General features: G+C 63.1%; 14 protein-coding genes. 12 read left to right on the top strand and 2 right to left on the bottom strand.

Translation table 11 applies throughout. The annotated features are described in order from the left end of the window. Positions 1-12 precede the first annotated feature (12 nt). The 9 genes from ABIB24_RS22880 to ABIB24_RS22840 all read left to right on the top strand — a co-directional run bounded on the left by ABIB24_RS22880 (position 13) and on the right by ABIB24_RS22840 (position 8,636). Positions 13-801: a protein phosphatase CheZ gene (locus ABIB24_RS22880; RefSeq protein ID WP_025340071.1), complete on the top strand. Its 789-nt coding sequence runs from the start codon at positions 13-15 to the stop codon at positions 799-801. A gap of 12 nt (positions 802-813) precedes the next feature. After that, positions 814-3,039 (top strand): chemotaxis protein CheA, encoded by a 2,226-nt coding sequence (locus ABIB24_RS22875; protein ID WP_274120213.1) that lies wholly within the window; start codon positions 814-816, stop codon positions 3,037-3,039. A gap of 46 nt (positions 3,040-3,085) precedes the next feature. After that, a complete protein-coding gene (locus ABIB24_RS22870; RefSeq protein ID WP_137164523.1) occupies positions 3,086-4,219 on the top strand; it encodes a protein-glutamate methylesterase/protein-glutamine glutaminase in 1,134 nt (377 codons plus the stop codon). Further along, a complete protein-coding gene (locus ABIB24_RS22865; protein WP_085614522.1) occupies positions 4,219-4,959 on the top strand; it encodes a flagellar motor protein in 741 nt (246 codons plus the stop codon). The genes ABIB24_RS22870 and ABIB24_RS22865 overlap by 1 nt, the downstream gene beginning before the upstream one ends. Before the next feature lie 3 nt (positions 4,960-4,962). Next, a complete protein-coding gene (motD, locus tag ABIB24_RS22860; protein WP_075045915.1) occupies positions 4,963-5,820 on the top strand; it encodes a flagellar motor protein MotD in 858 nt (285 codons plus the stop codon). A gap of 216 nt (positions 5,821-6,036) precedes the next feature. Beyond that, complete coding sequence (locus ABIB24_RS22855; protein ID WP_025340066.1) at positions 6,037-6,825, top strand: ParA family protein; 789 nt, start codon at positions 6,037-6,039, stop codon at positions 6,823-6,825. Next, positions 6,825-7,718 (top strand): CheW domain-containing protein, encoded by an 894-nt coding sequence (locus tag ABIB24_RS22850; RefSeq protein WP_025340065.1) that lies wholly within the window; start codon positions 6,825-6,827, stop codon positions 7,716-7,718. Before ABIB24_RS22855 ends, ABIB24_RS22850 begins: the two co-directional genes overlap by 1 nt. Before the next feature lie 41 nt (positions 7,719-7,759). Then, positions 7,760-8,239 (top strand): chemotaxis protein CheW, encoded by a 480-nt coding sequence (locus ABIB24_RS22845; protein WP_003254393.1) that lies wholly within the window; start codon positions 7,760-7,762, stop codon positions 8,237-8,239. Position 8,240: 1 nt separating this feature from the next. Next, positions 8,241-8,636 (top strand): DUF2802 domain-containing protein, encoded by a 396-nt coding sequence (locus ABIB24_RS22840; RefSeq protein ID WP_025340064.1) that lies wholly within the window; start codon positions 8,241-8,243, stop codon positions 8,634-8,636. Between the two features lie 56 nt (positions 8,637-8,692). On the opposite strand, the gene ABIB24_RS22835 is transcribed toward ABIB24_RS22840, so the two are convergent. Then, the gene (locus ABIB24_RS22835) at positions 8,693-11,557 is read right to left on the bottom strand and encodes a dermonecrotic toxin domain-containing protein (protein ID WP_354317279.1); all 2,865 of its coding nucleotides are present in this window, start codon (positions 11,555-11,557) and stop codon (positions 8,693-8,695) included. After that, entirely contained in the window at positions 11,554-14,307 is a 2,754-nt protein-coding gene (locus ABIB24_RS22830) for a dermonecrotic toxin domain-containing protein (protein ID WP_354317278.1), read from the bottom strand. The genes ABIB24_RS22835 and ABIB24_RS22830 overlap by 4 nt, the downstream gene beginning before the upstream one ends. 234 nt (positions 14,308-14,541) lie before the next feature. On the opposite strand from ABIB24_RS22830, the gene ABIB24_RS22825 reads away from it, so the two are divergent. The 3 genes from ABIB24_RS22825 (at position 14,542) to ABIB24_RS22815 (ending at position 17,168) form a co-directional block, all read left to right on the top strand. Next, positions 14,542-15,117 (top strand): GNAT family N-acetyltransferase, encoded by a 576-nt coding sequence (locus tag ABIB24_RS22825; protein ID WP_013973573.1) that lies wholly within the window; start codon positions 14,542-14,544, stop codon positions 15,115-15,117. A gap of 75 nt (positions 15,118-15,192) precedes the next feature. Next, positions 15,193-15,915 carry an iron-containing redox enzyme family protein gene (locus tag ABIB24_RS22820; RefSeq protein ID WP_075045910.1) on the top strand — a complete coding sequence of 241 codons (723 nt, stop codon included), beginning with the start codon at positions 15,193-15,195 and terminating at the stop codon, positions 15,913-15,915. Positions 15,916-15,938: 23 nt separating this feature from the next. Further along, positions 15,939-17,168 carry an MFS transporter gene (locus tag ABIB24_RS22815; protein WP_024087451.1) on the top strand — a complete coding sequence of 410 codons (1,230 nt, stop codon included), beginning with the start codon at positions 15,939-15,941 and terminating at the stop codon, positions 17,166-17,168. Positions 17,169-17,177 lie beyond the last annotated feature (9 nt).

Genomic DNA, 17,177 nt, shown 5'->3' with positions numbered 1-17,177 from the left:
AGGGGGCGCGCCATGGATTCATCACAAACGTCTTTGGGCGAATTCGAATCGACCCTGAAGAAGCATGCCCAGGAGCTGGTCGAAAGCCTGGAGCGGGGCCGTTTCGGCGAGGCGGTGCAGCTGATTCACGAGCTGAACCAGACCCGCGACCGCGGCCTGTACCAGGAAGTCGGCAAGCTGACCCGCGAGCTGCACAGTGCCATCGTCAGTTTCCAGATCGACCCGACCATGCCGCAGGCCGAGGAGGTGTCGCAGATAACCGACGCCACCGAGCGCCTGTCGTACGTGGTCAGGCTCACCGAGGGCGCGGCCAACCGCACCATGGACCTGGTCGAGGAAAGTACCCCGGTGCTCAACGACCTGGCCAGCGAGGCCCAGGCCCTGAGCACCGACTGGCAGCGTTTCATGCGCCGCGAAGTGGCTGCGCCGGAGTTCCGTGAGCTGGTCAAGCGCGTCGACAGTTTCCTGACGCACAGCGCCGAAGGTAACCGCAAGGTCGCCGGCCACCTCAACGACATTCTGCTGGCCCAGGACTATCAGGACCTGACCGGCCAGGTGATCAAGCGCGTCACCACGTTGGTCACCGAGGTGGAAAGCAACCTGCTCAAACTGGTGCTGATGGCCAGCCAGGTCGACCGCTTTGCGGGCATCCAGCATGACCACGATCAACTGCGCGCAGAAAAAGATCGAGAAAAACATCCGACTCGGGGTGAAGGTCCGCAGATTCATGCCGATAAGCGTGAAGACGTCGTGTCCGGTCAGGACGATGTCGATGATTTGCTGTCCAGCCTGGGTTTTTAAGGAGCACGTTTGATGAGCTTCGGCGCCGATGAAGAAATCCTCCAGGATTTCCTGGTAGAAGCCGGCGAAATTCTTGAGCAACTGTCCGAGCAACTGGTCGAGCTGGAAAGCCGGCCCGACGATGCCGACCTGCTCAATGCGATCTTTCGCGGTTTCCACACTGTAAAAGGGGGCGCCGGCTTCCTTCAGCTGAACGAGCTGGTGGAGTGCTGCCATATCGCCGAGAACGTGTTCGACGTCCTGCGCAAAGGTGAGCGCCGGGTCGACGCGGAACTGATGGATGTGGTGCTCGAGGCACTGGACACGGTCAACAGCATGTTTGGCCAGGTGCGCGAGCGCACCGAAGTGACCGCGGCCACCCCCGAGTTGCTGGCGGCGCTGTCGCGCCTGGCCGAGCCGGGTGGCGCCGAAGCCGTTGAAGTGCCTGCCGCTGCGGCACCGGTTGCCGAAGCGCCTGCCGAGGAGCAGGACATCACCGACAGCGAGTTCGAGCAGCTGCTCGATTCGCTCGATGCGGTCAAGGCACAAGCTGCGGCCGACGAGCAGATGCAGGGCGAGACCGTCAGCGGTGAGGGTGACGAAATCAGCGACGCCGAGTTCGAGTCGCTGCTCGACCAGTTGCACGGCAAAGGCCAGTTCAGCGCCGAGGTTGCCGCGCAGCCGGTTGCCAGCGTGCCGGAAGCGGCCAGCGACGAAATTACCGACGCCGAGTTCGAATCGCTGCTGGACCAGTTGCATGGCAAGGGCACCTTCCAGGCCGATGCCTTGCCCGCTGCCAAGGCGCAGACGCCTGCCGCAACCGACACCAGCGCAGCCAGCGACGAAATCAGCGAGCACGAGTTCGAGGCGCTGCTGGACCAGTTGCACGGCAAGGGCAAGTTCGGTGGCGACGTTGCCGCCGTCGAAGCCCCGGCTGCGGCCAAGGTGCAAGCGCCGGTCGCGGCCAAGGCCGACAGCCAGCCCGTGGCCAAGCCAGCCGCAGTTGCTGCGCCGGCACCGGCACCTGCCAGCAAACCTGCCGCAGCACCCCGCGCCCCGGCGCCGGCTGCCGAGAAGCATGGCAGCGAAGCGGAAACCACCGTGCGGGTCGATACCGCGCGCCTGGACGAGATCATGAACATGGTCGGCGAACTGGTGCTGGTGCGTAACCGCCTGGTGCGCCTGGGCCTGAACAGCGGCGACGAGGCCATGTCCAAGGCCGTGTCCAACCTCGACGTGGTCACCGCCGACCTGCAGACCGCGGTGATGAAAACCCGCATGCAGCCGATCAAGAAAGTCTTCGGCCGCTTCCCGCGCCTGGTGCGCGACCTGGCCCGCCAGCTCAAGAAAGAGATCAACCTGGAGCTGGTCGGCGAAGAGACCGATCTCGACAAGAACCTGGTCGAGGCCCTGGCCGACCCGTTGGTGCACCTGGTGCGCAACGCCGTCGACCATGGCGTGGAAATGCCCGAAGAGCGTGAAGCCTCCGGCAAGGCGCGCACCGGCCGCGTGGTGCTGTCGGCCGAGCAGGAAGGCGACCACATCCTGCTGTCGATCTCTGACGACGGCAAGGGCATGGACCCCAACATCCTGCGCGCCAAGGCCGTGGAAAAGGGCCTGATGGACAAGGATGCCGCCGATCGCCTGAGCGAGTCGGACTGCTACAACCTGATCTTCGCCCCGGGCTTCTCGACCAAGACCGAGATTTCCGACGTGTCCGGCCGCGGTGTGGGCATGGACGTGGTCAAGACCAAGATCTCCCAGCTCAACGGCTCGATCAACATCTTCTCGGCCAAGGGCCAGGGCTCGAAGATCGTCATCAAGGTGCCGCTGACCCTGGCGATCATGCCCACCCTGATGGTGATGCTGGGCAACCAGGCGTTCGCCTTCCCGCTGGTCAACGTCAACGAGATCTTCCACCTCGACCTGTCGCGCACCAACGTGGTCGACGGCCAGGAGGTGGTGATCGTGCGCGACAAGGCGCTGCCGCTGTTCTACCTCAAGCGCTGGCTGGTCCAGGGCCAGGTGCACGAAGAGCAGCACGAGGGCCACGTGGTGATCCTGTCGGTCGGCACCCAGCGCATCGGCTTTGTCGTCGATCAACTGGTTGGCCAGGAAGAAGTGGTAATCAAGCCGCTGGGCAAGATGCTGCAGGGCACCCCGGGCATGTCCGGGGCCACCATCACCGGCGACGGTCGCATCGCGTTGATTCTCGACGTCCCGAGCATGCTCAAGCGTTACGCCGCGCGGCGTATTTGATTTCGGTGGCGCACCCTGGCGGGTTGCGCCGCCTAATGGAGTGTTTATGGCAGTCAAGGTCCTGGTGGTGGATGATTCCGGTTTCTTCCGCCGCCGCGTCTCGGAAATCCTCTCGGCGGATCCGACGATCCAGGTAGTGGGTACCGCGACCAATGGCAAGGAAGCAATCGACCAGGCGCTGGCGCTGAAGCCCGATGTCATCACCATGGACTACGAAATGCCCATGATGGACGGCATCACCGCGGTGCGGCACATCATGCAGCGCTGCCCGACGCCGGTGTTGATGTTCTCGTCGCTGACCCATGAAGGCGCCCGTGTCACCCTCGATGCGCTGGATGCCGGTGCGGTGGATTACCTGCCGAAGAACTTCGAGGACATCTCGCGCAACCCCGACAAGGTCAAGCAACTGCTGTGCGAGAAGGTGCATACCATTTCCCGCAGCAACCGCCGTTTTGGCAGCTACGCCAGCCATGCGCCGGTTGCCGCACCTGCGCCGGCAGGCAGCAGCCACGCACCCACCAGCAGTTTCGCCAGCCCGGCAGCGGCGCGCACGCCTGCGCCTGCCCGTGCGGCGGCCCCGGCTGCGGCGCCAGCACACTCGCCGGCACCCAAGCGCAAGCCTTACAAGCTGGTGGCCATCGGCACCTCCACGGGTGGCCCGGTCGCCCTGCAGCGGGTGCTGACCCAGTTGCCGGCCAACTTCCCGGCGCCGATCGTGTTGATCCAGCACATGCCGGCGGCGTTCACCAAGGCCTTTGCCGAACGCCTGGACAAGCTGTGCCGCATCAACGTCAAGGAAGCCGAAGACGGCGACATGCTGCGCCCGGGCCTGGCCCTGCTGGCCCCGGGTGGCAAACAGATGATGATCGACGGCCGTGGCACGGTGAAGATCCTGCCCGGTGACGAGCGCCTGAACTACAAGCCGTGCGTGGACATCACCTTCGGCTCGGCGGCCAAGTCGTATGGTGACAAGGTGCTGTCGGTGGTGCTTACCGGCATGGGCGCCGATGGCCGTGAAGGTGCGCGCCTGCTCAAGCAGGGCGGCAGTACGGTGTGGGCCCAGGATGAAGCCAGCTGCGTGATCTATGGCATGCCCATGGCCATCGTCAAGGCCAACCTGGCCGACGCGGTGTACAGCCTGGACGAAATCGGCAAGCACCTGGTGGAGGCGTGCGTCTGATGGACGTGCTCAGCCTGATCGGCCTGATCCTCGCCTTTGTCGCCATCGTCGGTGGCAACTTCCTCGAAGGCGGCCATGTCGGCGCCCTGATCAATGGCCCGGCGGCACTGATCGTGCTGGGCGGCACCCTGGCGGCGGCCTTGCTGCAGTCGCCACTGTCGTCGTTCAAGCGTGCCTTGCAGATTCTGCGCTGGATCCTGTTTCCGCCACGGGTCGACCTGGCGGGCGGGATCGACCGCGTCGTCAACTGGAGCCTGACCGCGCGCAAGGAAGGCCTGCTGGGCCTGGAAGGAGTGGCCGACAGCGAGCCTGACCCGTATGCGCGCAAGGGCCTGCAACTGCTGGTGGATGGCGCAGAGCCAGAGGCCATCCGCAGCATCCTCGAAGTCGATTTCCTGACCCAGGAAAGCCGTGATATCCAGGCCGCCAAGGTGTTCGAAAGCATGGGTGGCTACGCGCCGACCATCGGCATCATCGGTGCGGTGATGGGCCTGATCCACGTGATGGGCAACCTGGCCGACCCGTCGCAGTTGGGCAACGGCATTGCCGTGGCCTTCGTCGCGACCATCTACGGCGTGGCCAGCGCCAACCTGGTACTGCTGCCGATCGCCAACAAGCTCAAGGCCATCGTCATGCGCCAGTCGCGCTACCGCGAGATGCTGCTCGAGGGCCTGCTGTCGATTGCCGAGGGTGAGAACCCGCGCTCGATCGAGCTGAAGCTGCAAGGCTTCATGGAGTAACCCATGCGTCGCCGTCGTCATACCGAGGAACACGAAAACCACGAACGCTGGCTGGTGTCGTACGCCGACTTCATCACCTTGCTGTTCGCCTTTTTCGTGGTGATGTACTCGATTTCCTCGATCAACGAGGGCAAGTACAAGGTCATTTCCCAGGCCTTGCTCGGGGTGTTCAACGACCCCGAGCGCAGCATGAAGCCGATCCCCATCGGTGAAGAGCGGCCGCTGAGCGTGCGCCCGGCCGAGCCGTTGGTGAAGGACAGCGAGCAGACCGATGCAGGCCTTGGGGCGACCAGTGTCGACCCGCTGAAAACCATCAGCGATGATGTGCGCGATGCCTTTGGCGACCTGATCAATAGCGACCAGATGACGGTGCGCGGCAATGAGCTGTGGATCGAGATCGAGCTCAATTCCTCGTTGCTGTTCGGCAGTGGCGATGCCATGCCCAGCGACAAGGCATTTGCCATCATCGAGAAGGTGGCCGGCATTCTCAAGCCGTTCGCCAACCCGGTGCACGTCGAAGGCTTTACCGACAACCTGCCGATCCGCACCGCGCAGTACCCGACCAACTGGGAGCTGTCATCGGCGCGGGCGGCAAGCATCGTGCGCCTGCTGGCCATGGAAGGGGTCAACCCGGCACGCATGGCCTCGGTCGGCTATGGCGAGTACCAGCCGGTGGCCAGCAACGACACTGCCGAAGGCCGTGCGCGCAACCGCCGCGTGGTGCTGGTGATTTCGCGCAACCTCGAAGTGCGCCGCAGCCTGACGGGCTCGGGCAGTGCCAATGCCACGCCGGATGCCGCATTGCGCCGGGCTGGCACACAAAGTGCACCGGCTACGCCAGCAACGGTGGCGGGGCAGTGATCCGTCAATTCCCCGACGTTGCCAAGTAGTTGAATGTAGCGCGGTCTTGTGTGGGAGCGGGTTCACCCGCGAAGAAGGTGACACGGTGCATGGCACCGGCTGCGCCGGTGTTCGCGGGTAAACCCGCTCCCACAGAAATCGCGCCAGCTTTCCGATGTTGAGCAAGACAGTTGCCCCAGCAGTGTCCCTGCCAAATCAATAGATAGAGTTTGCTTGATGAGAGTCTGGGCAGTAGCCAATCAAAAAGGTGGCGTCGGCAAGACCACCACTACCATCGCCCTGGCCGGCCTGCTGGCCGAGGCCGGCAAGCGCGTGGTCGTTGTCGACCTCGACCCGCACGGCTCGATGACCAGCTATTTCGGGCACAACCCCGATGCCCTGGAGCACAGCTGCTACGACCTGTTCCTGCACAAGGGCGCGGTGCCCGAGGGCCTGCCCGGGCAACTGCTGCTGCCCACCAGTGACGAACGCATCTCGCTGTTGCCGTCGAGTACCGCGCTGGCGGTGCTGGAGCGCCAGTCACCGGGGCAGAACGGCCTGGGCCTGGTGATCGCCAAGAGTCTGGCGCAGCTGTGGCAGGATTTCGACTTTGCCCTGATCGACAGCCCACCCTTGCTCGGTGTGCTGATGGTCAATGCCCTGGCAGCCAGCCAGCAACTGGTGATCCCGGTGCAAACCGAATTTCTCGCGGTCAAGGGCCTGGAGCGCATGGTCGGTACCCTGGCCATGGTCAACCGCTCGCGCAAGCAGGCGCTGCCGTACCAGATCGTGCCGACCTTGTTCGACCGCCGCACCCAGGCCTCACTGGCCACGCTCAAGCTGCTGCGTGACACCTACGACCAGCATGTATGGCAGGGCTACATCCCGGTGGATACGCGCCTGCGCGATGCCAGCCGCAAGGGCGTCACGCCCTCGCAATTCGACAGCAAGAGCCGCGGGCTGATTGCCTATCGGGCGCTGCTCAAGCACCTGCTGACCTACAAGACTGCAGCGCAGGTGGCCTGATGACCCAGACCCGGCAAACCAATACCCGGCCACAGATGGCCCTGCAGTCATACCTCGACGGCCTGCTGCAGGAGGCCACCGAAGCCGAAGACCTGTTCGAGGCGCCAGCGGCGGCGGACGAGTTCGCCGAAGCGGTGCGCGAAGAGCAGGCGCGTGATGCCTTGCAGCAAGCCAGGCCGGCGTCAGCCGAAGCGACCGTCAGCCCCGCACCACGGCCGTTCGCCGAGCCCAGGCTGGCGGTGCTGCCTCGCGTGATGCCGGTGGAAGCTCCGGTGGTGACGGTGGTCGAGCGCGAAGTGGTGGCCGAGGCCAGCATCCCGGTGCTGGTCGAAGAGCAAACCGTGGAACCGGCAGTGCCGCTGGTGGATGTGCACCTGCCGGCGCCGCAGGTGCCCGTGCCCCCGGCCACGGTCGATGGCCGCCCGGCCTGGGCCGCCGAGCCGTTCGAATGCCTGCTGTTCGACGTGGCGGGCCTGACCCTGGCGGTGCCGCTGGTGTGCCTGGGCTCGATCTACACCCTGGCCGGCCAGGAACTGACACCGCTGTTCGGCCAGCCCGACTGGTTCCTCGGCATCCTGACCTGCCAGGCCGGCAACCTGAAGGTGCTGGATACCGCGCGTTGGGTGATGCCCGACCGCTACCGCGATGATTTTCGCCAGGGCCTGCAATACGTGATTTCCGTGCAGGGCTACGAATGGGGGCTGGCCGTGCACCAGGTCAGCCGCTCGCTGCGCCTGGACCCGTCCGAGATCAAGTGGCGCAGCCAGCGTGGCCAGCGCCCGTGGCTGGCCGGCACGGTGATTGAACACATGTGTGCACTGCTCGACGTCGCCGCACTGGCCGAGCTGATCGCCAGTGGTGCGGTCAAGCAGATGCATGCCAAACAGAAATGACACCGAATACACCGCCGATGGCGGATTTTGAGGGTAGGGGAATGAAAAAGTCGTCTGCACAAGGTTCCGAAGATCCGATCCTGCAGTGGGTTACCTTCCGTCTGGACAATGAGTCCTACGGCATCAACGTGATGCAGGTGCAGGAAGTGTTGCGCTACACCGAGATCGCCCCGGTGCCGGGCGCGCCAAGCTACGTGCTGGGCATCATCAACCTGCGCGGCAACGTGGTGACCGTGATCGACACCCGCCAGCGCTTTGGCCTGATGCCGACCGAAGTCACCGACAACACCCGTATCGTCATCATCGAGGCCGACAAGCAAGTGGTCGGTATCCTGGTCGACAGCGTGGCCGAGGTGGTCTACCTGCGCCAGTCCGAGATCGAGACCGCGCCGAACGTGGGTAACGAAGAATCGGCCAAGTTCATCCAGGGCGTGTGCAACAAGAATGGCGAACTGCTGATCCTGGTCGAGCTGGACAAGATGATGACCGAGGAAGAGTGGTCCGAGCTGGAGAACATCTGAGTTGATCCTACAGGTTGCTGTCATCTTCCTGGCGCTGGTCTGGGCGCTGAGCCTGTGGTTCTTCCTCAACTACAGCAAGCGCCAGCGCGAGCTGGCCGCGCAACAGGCCGAGGGTGATGCCCTGCGTGACCAGCGCATCAAGGACCTCGCCAAGCGCCTGGACGACTACCAGAACGGTACCGTGCGCATGGGCGAGGCGCTGCACGACCTGCGCGTGGCGGTTGCCCCGCTGCCAGACAAGATCCAGCAGCTGGAGCAGCGCGACCCGCACAACGTCACCTTCACCCAGGCGGCCAAGCTGGTGGGCATGGGCGCCAGCGTGGCCGAGCTGACCGAAAGCTGCGGCCTGACCCAGGCCGAGGCAGAGCTGATGAGCAAGCTGCATCGCAGCAACTGATTGCCATGAGCATTGCGCGGCCTCTTATACAGTGGCCGCGCAAGCTCGCCCGGCAGTCAGTAGCCCTGTGCGTTTCCCGCCATTGCGACCTCTTCCAGTGGTAGCAAGCGCAGCTCTGCACGCCGTTGTGCTGCTTCATCCAGCAGCGCGTCGTAGTTCAGGGTGTGCATGTTGGCCAGGTCCGCCACCTGCCTGAAGGTGTACAGCTCAGGTAGACGTTGGTCGATCACATGGTTGAGCACCGCAGGCCCGGTCAGCGTGTTGAGCCTTTCGGTATAGGACTGGAATGCCGCCGCATGCTGTCGCGGCGGTTTGGGGGCCTCGTAGAACGCCTGGCCCTCCGGGGTGAGGTAGCGGGCCAGGATCTCGTCGGAAATGGCGTTCAGCACCGGATTGCCAGCGCGGCTACCAATCATGCTGGTGTTGTAGCTGGTATACATGCCCAATTGCGCATTGCACACCGGGCTCCTCAACAGCAGCCCGTCGAGGGGCGTGGTGAGCGGTACGCTGTCGATCTTTGCCCGCAGCTGCCCGGTTGCGTCCGGCTCGACCAGCAAATGGTCGTCGATATCCAGGTAGATGCCCCCTTCGCTATGCAGGACGCGGTAGCGCAAGATGTCGGAGGCCGAAGAGAAGTTGCTCGCCACACCGCCATTCCCTTCCAGCGCAGCCTGGTACTGGCCGAAGTATTCACTTGCCGCGAATTGATGATAGAAAGTCTGCTGCTCCAGTACTGCAACCTTCAATCCCCTGTCGATGCGGGGCTGCAGCAGGGTCATGTTGCGTTCGAATGCCTGAGGGTTGGCGTTGGAGAGGTAGAGCTTGAGCGTGAAATCGCTGTTGCGCAGTGCCTGCACATTGTTGTCGAGCGCAGCCAGGTAATCACCGGCGATCGTCCTGTCACCCAGCCAGATGTGAAATACCTGCCTGGGGACGGGTATGCCTGGTGCAGTCCCCAGTGCATCGAGGTCGACGGGCAGCTGCAGATCGATACCCAGTGCCCGCAGTGTGCGCGAGCGCGATGCCGGGCTGATTTCCCGCAACGGGTCCGTATCGGGCAGCAGTCGGCTGATCGAGGGCTGCAGCGGATCGGCACTGGCCACATAGTTTTGGGCGCCGCGTGTGCCGTTGGGGTACTTGAGCACGAAGCTGTCCCGTCGGGCGTCGTAGTAGAGCGGGTGCGGGCCATTGCCCACATCGCCGATCAGTTCGTCACCCGTGCCGAATGCCCTGCGCCGCGTTACGCAGCGGGCAATGTGTGAATCGGCGCCGGACCAGCTGGCGGCTACCTGGTCGCCCGCTACTGCCAGGTCCTGGAAATAGGGTGTCATCGCAGGCCCGGGCCAGCGTGGCGGCGAGACCGGGCTCAGCGGGTAGCCTATGCGGCCATTGAGCCTCACCGGTTTGATGAAGCCAATGGGGCGTTGGCCGAACAGCGCCTTGCTCGCCTTGAGCCCACGCGCCAGCCCCGGGGCTGCGTTCAGCAGGCCGAACACGGCCTGCTCCGCGCCTTCGAGCTGTTGGTTCACATCCTTGCCGTGCAGCGCCTGGTCCAGGCCCACTGTAAATTGAGCCACCCCGGCCACGGCAGCCAGGGGTAGCAGTCCGGGAACCACCAGCAGAAACGGTGTGGCCAGGTTCATGGTCAGGTAGAAATAGCTGCGCCATGCGGCCTTGGTCACTTCACTGTCGCCCGTGATCAGGAAGTCGGCGTCGGATTGGCTGCGTTGACGTTGTGCCACCGTCAATGCCTCGAACAGGTTGTATTCGATGCGTGGGCTGTAAGTGTCCGCCTTGTAGTTGATCAGGGTGTGCGGGTTCCATACCCTGGCCAGGCGATACACGCTGGTTGCAGGCAGGATGATCCGTCGGGGCGGGAAATCGCCCATGCCCTGAAGTACCCGGCTCAACCCCGACCGGCCAATCCTGTCCGGAATATCGCAGGCCCTGAAGTGGGCAAGCAGGGCCGCCCGTTTGTCCGCGTCGCGGCACTGCCTGGCAAGCCACGCACGCATGGCGCCCGGGTTGGCGAACTCATGCAACGGCGCCGCATTGCCCGGTATGTACAGCAAGGTCAGGCGGCTGCGCGTATCGCTCAGGCAGAGGATGTCGCTTGATGGGTAGCCATTGATGTTCAGCAGCCTGGCGTCTACCCCGTTGGCACTGAGGCTGGCGCCGTGGTGCCAGCGTTCCACGCCTGCCGCCCGCCACGCCAGGCTGCGTCCCTGTTCACTGAGGTTGCCCCGCAATGCCTGCCGGTTGCAGGCAGCGAGGAATGCGATGCACGCGCTGACGCTGTACTGGCTGGCGGCATGGGCCCAGAAGTCATCGAGCTGGCGTTTGAATACACCCTGGAAGTCGAGTTGCCAGATGAAGGACTGGAAGGTCGTGGCGTCGAACTGCACATAAGTGCTGGCGTCGTAGCGCATGGGTGCGGTCTGGCGGAAAAGGCCATGGAATTCGGTGTGCACATCGATGTCATGGGCCAGGCCGCTTCCTGGCAATTCATCGACGATCGTCACCTGACCATGGCTGAAGGCCTGGGCCCAGGGCGCTCGACCGTGTGGCAGGGACAGCTCTGGCAGTACACCGAGCAGGTCGACGGTGGCCATCCCGCCTCTCAGCAGCAGCTGCGCGGTTTGCTCGGCAACCTTGGAGTAGCCGCTTTGCTGCCAGTTGCCAAGCAGCGCTTCGGTCATGCTCATTTGTTGGACGACCTTGGCCAGCCAGCCCTGCTTGGGAACGAATTTGCAATGCAAGGTCACCGCAAGCGTGTTGTCGGGTTCCACATCCAGCCGCTGGTGGCTGGCCCATTCGCGGATGGCTGCACTGGCATTGCGGTCAGGGCGAGGCACGGAACCCAGCATCGCCTTGACGTAGTCTTGGCCGGCTGCGCCGACCACAGGTTGACGCGGGTTCATGTTCGGCTCCAGGAATGGTTGCCGCCGACAGTGGCGAACCGGTTGAGGGGCAGGAGCGTACGCACCGAGTCGCGCATGCGTGGCAGATCGACGAACCGGTAGGCATTGATGCGCGGCATCCCATAGAGATTGGTGAGCTGGCGCAGGATGCGCAGGCTCGGCAGTTGCCGATCGACCACGTCGCTGAGCAGGGCAGGGCCGGTGAGGTAGCTCAGGCGCCTGGCATACTCATAGAAATTCCCCGGGTCTTCAGCCAGGCTGGGCTTGCTGTCGTAGAAGTCGCGATTGAGCTGGTAGCGTGCGAGCATCTCTTCGGAAATGGCCTCCAGGGTGGGGTTGCCGGGGTGGCTGCCGATAAGGCTGGAATTGTAGAGGCTGTTCATGCTCATCTTTTCATTGGACATGGGCGGTACCAGCAGCAGCCCTGTGGCGTCCGTGCTCAGTTCGACCTGATCGATGGGTTCACCGGCGGGACCTACCGGTTGCCCGTCGATGATCAATGAGTACTCGCCTGGCGCGAGCAAGGTGTCATCGACATCCATGTACAAGCCACCTTCGTGGTGCAGCATCGGGTAGCGCAGCACATCGCATGCCGATGCATAGTTGCTGGCAACGCCGCCGTTGCCATCCAGGGCAGCGTCGTACTGCGCGTAGTATCTGCTTTGTCGAAAAGCCCTGAAGAAGGCCTGCTCCTCCAGCGGCAGAACTTGCAAGCCCGGAGCATGACTGGCCAGCAGATCCAGGTTTTCGGCATAGGCGTGCCGGGCAGTGCTGGAAAGGAACAACCGTATGCTGTATTCGCTGTCTTGCAACTGCGCTGCGTTCTGGCCCAGATTGGCCAGCAGCTCCGGGCCGATGACCCGGTCACCGACCCAGAGGCAGGAGATGCGTTTGGGTATTGGCCAACTGCCCGGCGCTCTGGCAGGTACCTGTAGCGGCAATGGCAGGTCCACGCCCAGCGCCCGCAGGGTGCGGTTGCGCATTGCATGGGTAACCACGCGCCCTTGCGGCGCGGGGCTCAGGTTCCGGCTGTCGGGTACCGCCACGAAGCCTACAGGGTCGACCTGGTTCAGGTCTTCGGCCCGAATGAAAACATCCCGCTCCATGTCGTAGATCATTCTGGCGTTGTAGCCCTTGATGTTCGCTGCCAGGGTGTCTGGCTCACCATCGTACTGGGGCGTACGAATGACTGCGTCGGCAACCGCCTGGTCACAGTCAGGCAGTGGCTCTATCGGGTCGGTGATATGGAAGTAGCTTGCGCCCTCGGGCTCGGGAAAGCGCGGTGGCGAGAGTGGGCTCAGAGGGTAGCCGATCTGTTCATTCAGCCGCGTCGGCGGCGCGAAACCCTCGACCTTGAATTCGAACAGTGCCTTGCCCCTTGCGGCAGCGCCTGCCGCCAGGGGCAAGGCGTTGAACAGGCCCCAGGTGATGTTGCCGATACCTTCTTGCTGTTGCTGCAGTGACTTGCCGTTGATTGCCTGGTCGAGCCCCAGGCCAAGCTGGGCGATGCCACCGATGGCCAGCAGCGGCCCCAGGCCGGGTACCACCAGGCACAGTGGCGCCAGCAGGTTGAGCGTAGTGGCCAGGTAGCCACGCCACTTGGCCTTGATGACTTCGCTGTCAGCCGTGATCAGAAACGCGGCATCGTCGTAGCTGCGCTGACGCTGGCGCTCGGCCAATGCCTGGAAAAGGTCGCCCTTGATCCTTGGGTTGTACCTGGTAGGTCGATAGTTGACATAGGTCTGCGGCGGCCAGGTGCCGTCGTCGTTGAAATAGCCGTGTTCGGGAGGCAGCAGGTGCCGTTCAGGGTAGGCGCCCAGCCCCTCCATGGCAGTGTCCAGGCCGCTGAAGTCGAGGCCTTGCGGGCAATCTGCCAGGCGAAAATGCTGTTTCAGGGCCTGGCGTTTGGTCGGGTCTTTGCATTGTTCGCCGACCCAGGCCTTCAATTCTCGTTCGCTGCTGAACGTCAGCAACGGTGAGCTGTTGCCAGGTACGTACAGCACCGTCAGGTCGGTGGCGGGGTCGTTCAGGTACAGCAGGTCGGTCGCTGCATAGCCGTAGATGCTCAAGGTACTGCATCGCAGCCTGTTACGCCGTGGCATAAGCCCGGCCGCTTGCCAGACCAGTTGCCGTGCAGGCTCGCTGAGGCTGCCCTCGCTGACCTGTCTGTTGCAGGCTGCGATGAAGTTGAGCTTCAGCGCCAGCCTGTGACTGTGCAGATGGTCACGCCAGTACACATCCAGCGCCGCCTTGAAAGGCTGCTGGAAGTCCAGGTTGCTGATGAACTGCTGGAAGGCTTCGGCGCTTACCGGCAAATGGGTGGAAGCGTCGTAGCGTTGCGGGGTAGTGCGCCGAAACAGGCCGTTGAATACTTCGAAGGGTGCCCCGTAGTGATTGAAGACGGGTTGCGGGAGGGTTCCCACCAACCGTATCGGGCCTGCGGGTAACGCACCGGCCCACGGTGCTTGCAGCAGCTTGCCGAACATGTCACTAGCAGACTCACCCTGCCAGTTGCCCAGCAGTGCCTGAGTCAGGCTGGTGCGCTGGCTGATTGCGGCCAGATGGCCACCTGCGCCGTCCGGGCAATAGTGAAGGGTAACGACGTCGAGCTGGTCCGGGTCCAGGTCATGGCCTTGCTTTGCGAGCCATTGGCGGATGGCGCGGTTGGCTTCACGATCGGGGCGAGGCACATGGCCGAGGTGGTCTATAACGTAATGCGTGCCCATCACGTTGATGCGAGTCGAATGCATGGGGGTACCTTGCGCTGAGATGAAGCCGGCAAGGTTGAAGCAGGGGCACGAAAAGACGGTGGTAGATATGTCGGTACGGCGCCTGGCCGATCTCGTCACCCCCTGGCCCTCGCGCGCTGATGGCATTTTGGTCGTGGATGTCACTATCCTTCCGCTTCCTGTCCGGTTCCCTTCTTACCCGGCATCGCACTTAAACGTTTAAATCCCTGCTTGTACGCACAAGGGATTTACGCAATGAACACCCTCTCTTCAAAGCAGGTGGCCCCTGGCGAGCCACAGTTGCAGTGGTTGCGTCAGGCCGACAGCGATACCGCGCCGGCCATCATGCAACTGATCAACAGCACGGTTGGCGATGGCGGTGTTCTGGGTTACGAGCATGAGATGTCTGCCGGGCAGAGCGTCGAATTCACGGCCTCGTTGCAAGAGCGCATCCATGGCGGCAATACCCATGTCTTGCTCGGCCAGGCAATGGCGGGGCCGGCCTGCCTGGTCATTGTTTCGCGCAGCAGCATGCCGAACTGCCGGCATATTGCCGACCTGAGCAAAGGCGTGGTGCACCCGGCCTATCGCGGGACCGGCCTGGTGGCACGGGCTTTCAGCGAAGTCGTGCGCCTGTGCCAGGCCCAAGGTATCGAGCTGTTGACCCTGGATGTACGCGAGGGCACCCGTGCACACCGGTTATGGCAAACCTTCGGCTTCCAGACCTACGGCGTGCTGGACGACTACGCACGTGTCGATGGCGTGAAGCATCGCGGCCATTACATGGCCCAGCCCGTGGAAAGCCTTGCGCTGCGACTCAACCTGGACTGAGTTGCCCTTCGTCGACTCTGCCTGTGGCCATCGCGGTCAACGGCACCTGCCTCTCTCACCCAAGGAACACCCTGAATGGCCTTATCTACTGCAGCCTTTCGCGATCAGCTGGAGCAGAAACTGCACCACCATCTGACCCTGTCCCACCCGATATTCAAGGAACTGCTTGCGCCTGAGGGCAACAGGCCGCTGCTGCGCAAGGTCGCGTTGCAAGGCTATCAGCTCACCAAGTACTTCCTGACCTATGTCGAGCACTTGTTCTTTCATTGCCCGTTGCCTGCCCACAAGCGGGCACTGATCACCAATTGTTTCGAAGAAGAAACCGGCCGGCTTTCCCGCACCGACAACCATGTCGTGCTCATGCAGAATTTCCTGAGGGCGCTCGGCATCAGCGATGCCGAGCGTGATGCCGAGCAGCCGCTGCCAGCCACCTGGGAACTGATCGATTTCCGCCTGCAGGCGGTACGTGACCCGGCGCGTTACCACATTGGTGCGGCAGCAGTGATGATCGCCAGCGAAGGGCAAAACCTCGAGACCGTCGCTGGAGATGCACGGCATGTGTTGCTGGGGCGTGCCTATGGCCTGGCCGAACAAGACTTGCTGTTCTTCTCGGTGCACCAGAAGGAAGACGTGGGCCACGTCAATGAAGGCTTGGACCTTGTCTCGCAGTTGTGCACCACGGCGCAGATGCAAGAAGAGGCGTTGCAGGCTGTAGACCACACCTGCCAGCTGTTCTACGCGATGTACGAAAACATGTACCAGGCGTATTGCCGAGCTCCGCAGGCCGAGGCGGTGTAATGCCCACACGATAAGGATTGGCCATGAAACAGAAATTCAGCTCTACCTTGATCGTCTCGGTGCTGGTCGTCGGCTTCGTGGTGATGTTTCTGTCCAGCGCCTTGAAGGGGTTGTACCAAGTCTACTTCGTCGACCTGGCCTCCCACTTTGGCGAGGGGCGCGCAGCCTTGGCTACCGCAGGATCGCTGTTCGTCCTGACCATTGGCCTGGTATCGCCCGTGGTGGGGTGGCTGAGCGACAGGGTTGGGCCCTTGAGCACGGTGGCCCTGGGCAGTGTCAGCGGCGGGGTGGTGCTGCTGGGCGTGACATTCGCAGGCACGCACCTGCTGGTGTTCACACTGTTGTATGGCCTGCTCGGCGCCTTTGCCCTCGCTGCGATGACCTATGTACCCATGGGTATTCTGGTCGATCGCCTGGTCGCTGAACGGTTCAAGGCCTTCGCTTTCGCATTCGTCACCAACGGCACCTCCATTGGCTTCATCGTGCTGTCGCCGTTGTGGATCATGCTGCAGCAGAGCGTGCCCTGGCAGTCGGTGTTCTCCTGGGTTGGCCTGATCTTTCTGGTGCCTTTGAGCCTGGCGCTGTATTGGGTATCCCGCACCGTGCCGTTGAAGCCCGACCCGCAGGCTGCGAAGGTCAGGCATCCGGTGATGTTTCTGCTGCGTGACCCGCGCTTCTTCGTGCTGGCCCTCAGTTTCGCCAGTTGTGGTGCCACCATGGCGTTCATCGATGTTCATCTGGTGTCGTTCTGGCAGGGTGAGGCGCTGCCCAGTTCGGTGCAGGCCAGCGGCCTGAGCCTGTTAGGTGTGCTGGAGCTGGTCAGCGGCCTGCTCGCGGGTTGGTTGGCTACCCGCTACAACAAGGGCCTGCTGCTGATGATGTTCTACCTGCTGCGAACCGCTGCGGTCATCGTGCTGCTGACCACGCCCGGGCCCCTTGGAACGTACGTGTTCGCTGTGCTGTTTGGCGCCAGTTACCTCGGAACGGTGGTGCTCACATCTGCCTTCTGCTTCGCGCTGTATGGCGCCGAAATCAAAGGCAAGGTGTTCGGGATGCTGTTCCTGGTACATCAACTTGGCGCGTTGGTGGCCACGCAGCTGGGCGCACTGGATTTCGACCGGCATCAAAGCTATCAGCTGACCTTGGCCGGCCTGGCCACGGCCACGGCGGTGGCTGCCCTGGCATCGTTGTGGCTGATAGCGGTTCGCCCATCAAGCGAAACCCTGGCTGCTCAACTCGCTGAACCTGAATAGTCCACCAAT

The sequence above is a fragment of the Pseudomonas sp. UYEF17 genome, assembly GCF_040546125.1.
Taxonomy (GTDB): Bacteria; Pseudomonadota; Gammaproteobacteria; order Pseudomonadales; family Pseudomonadaceae; genus Aquipseudomonas; species Aquipseudomonas putida_Z.
The sequence above is the reverse complement of the archived record's forward strand: the minus strand, read 5'-3'. Positions and strand labels throughout refer to the sequence as shown.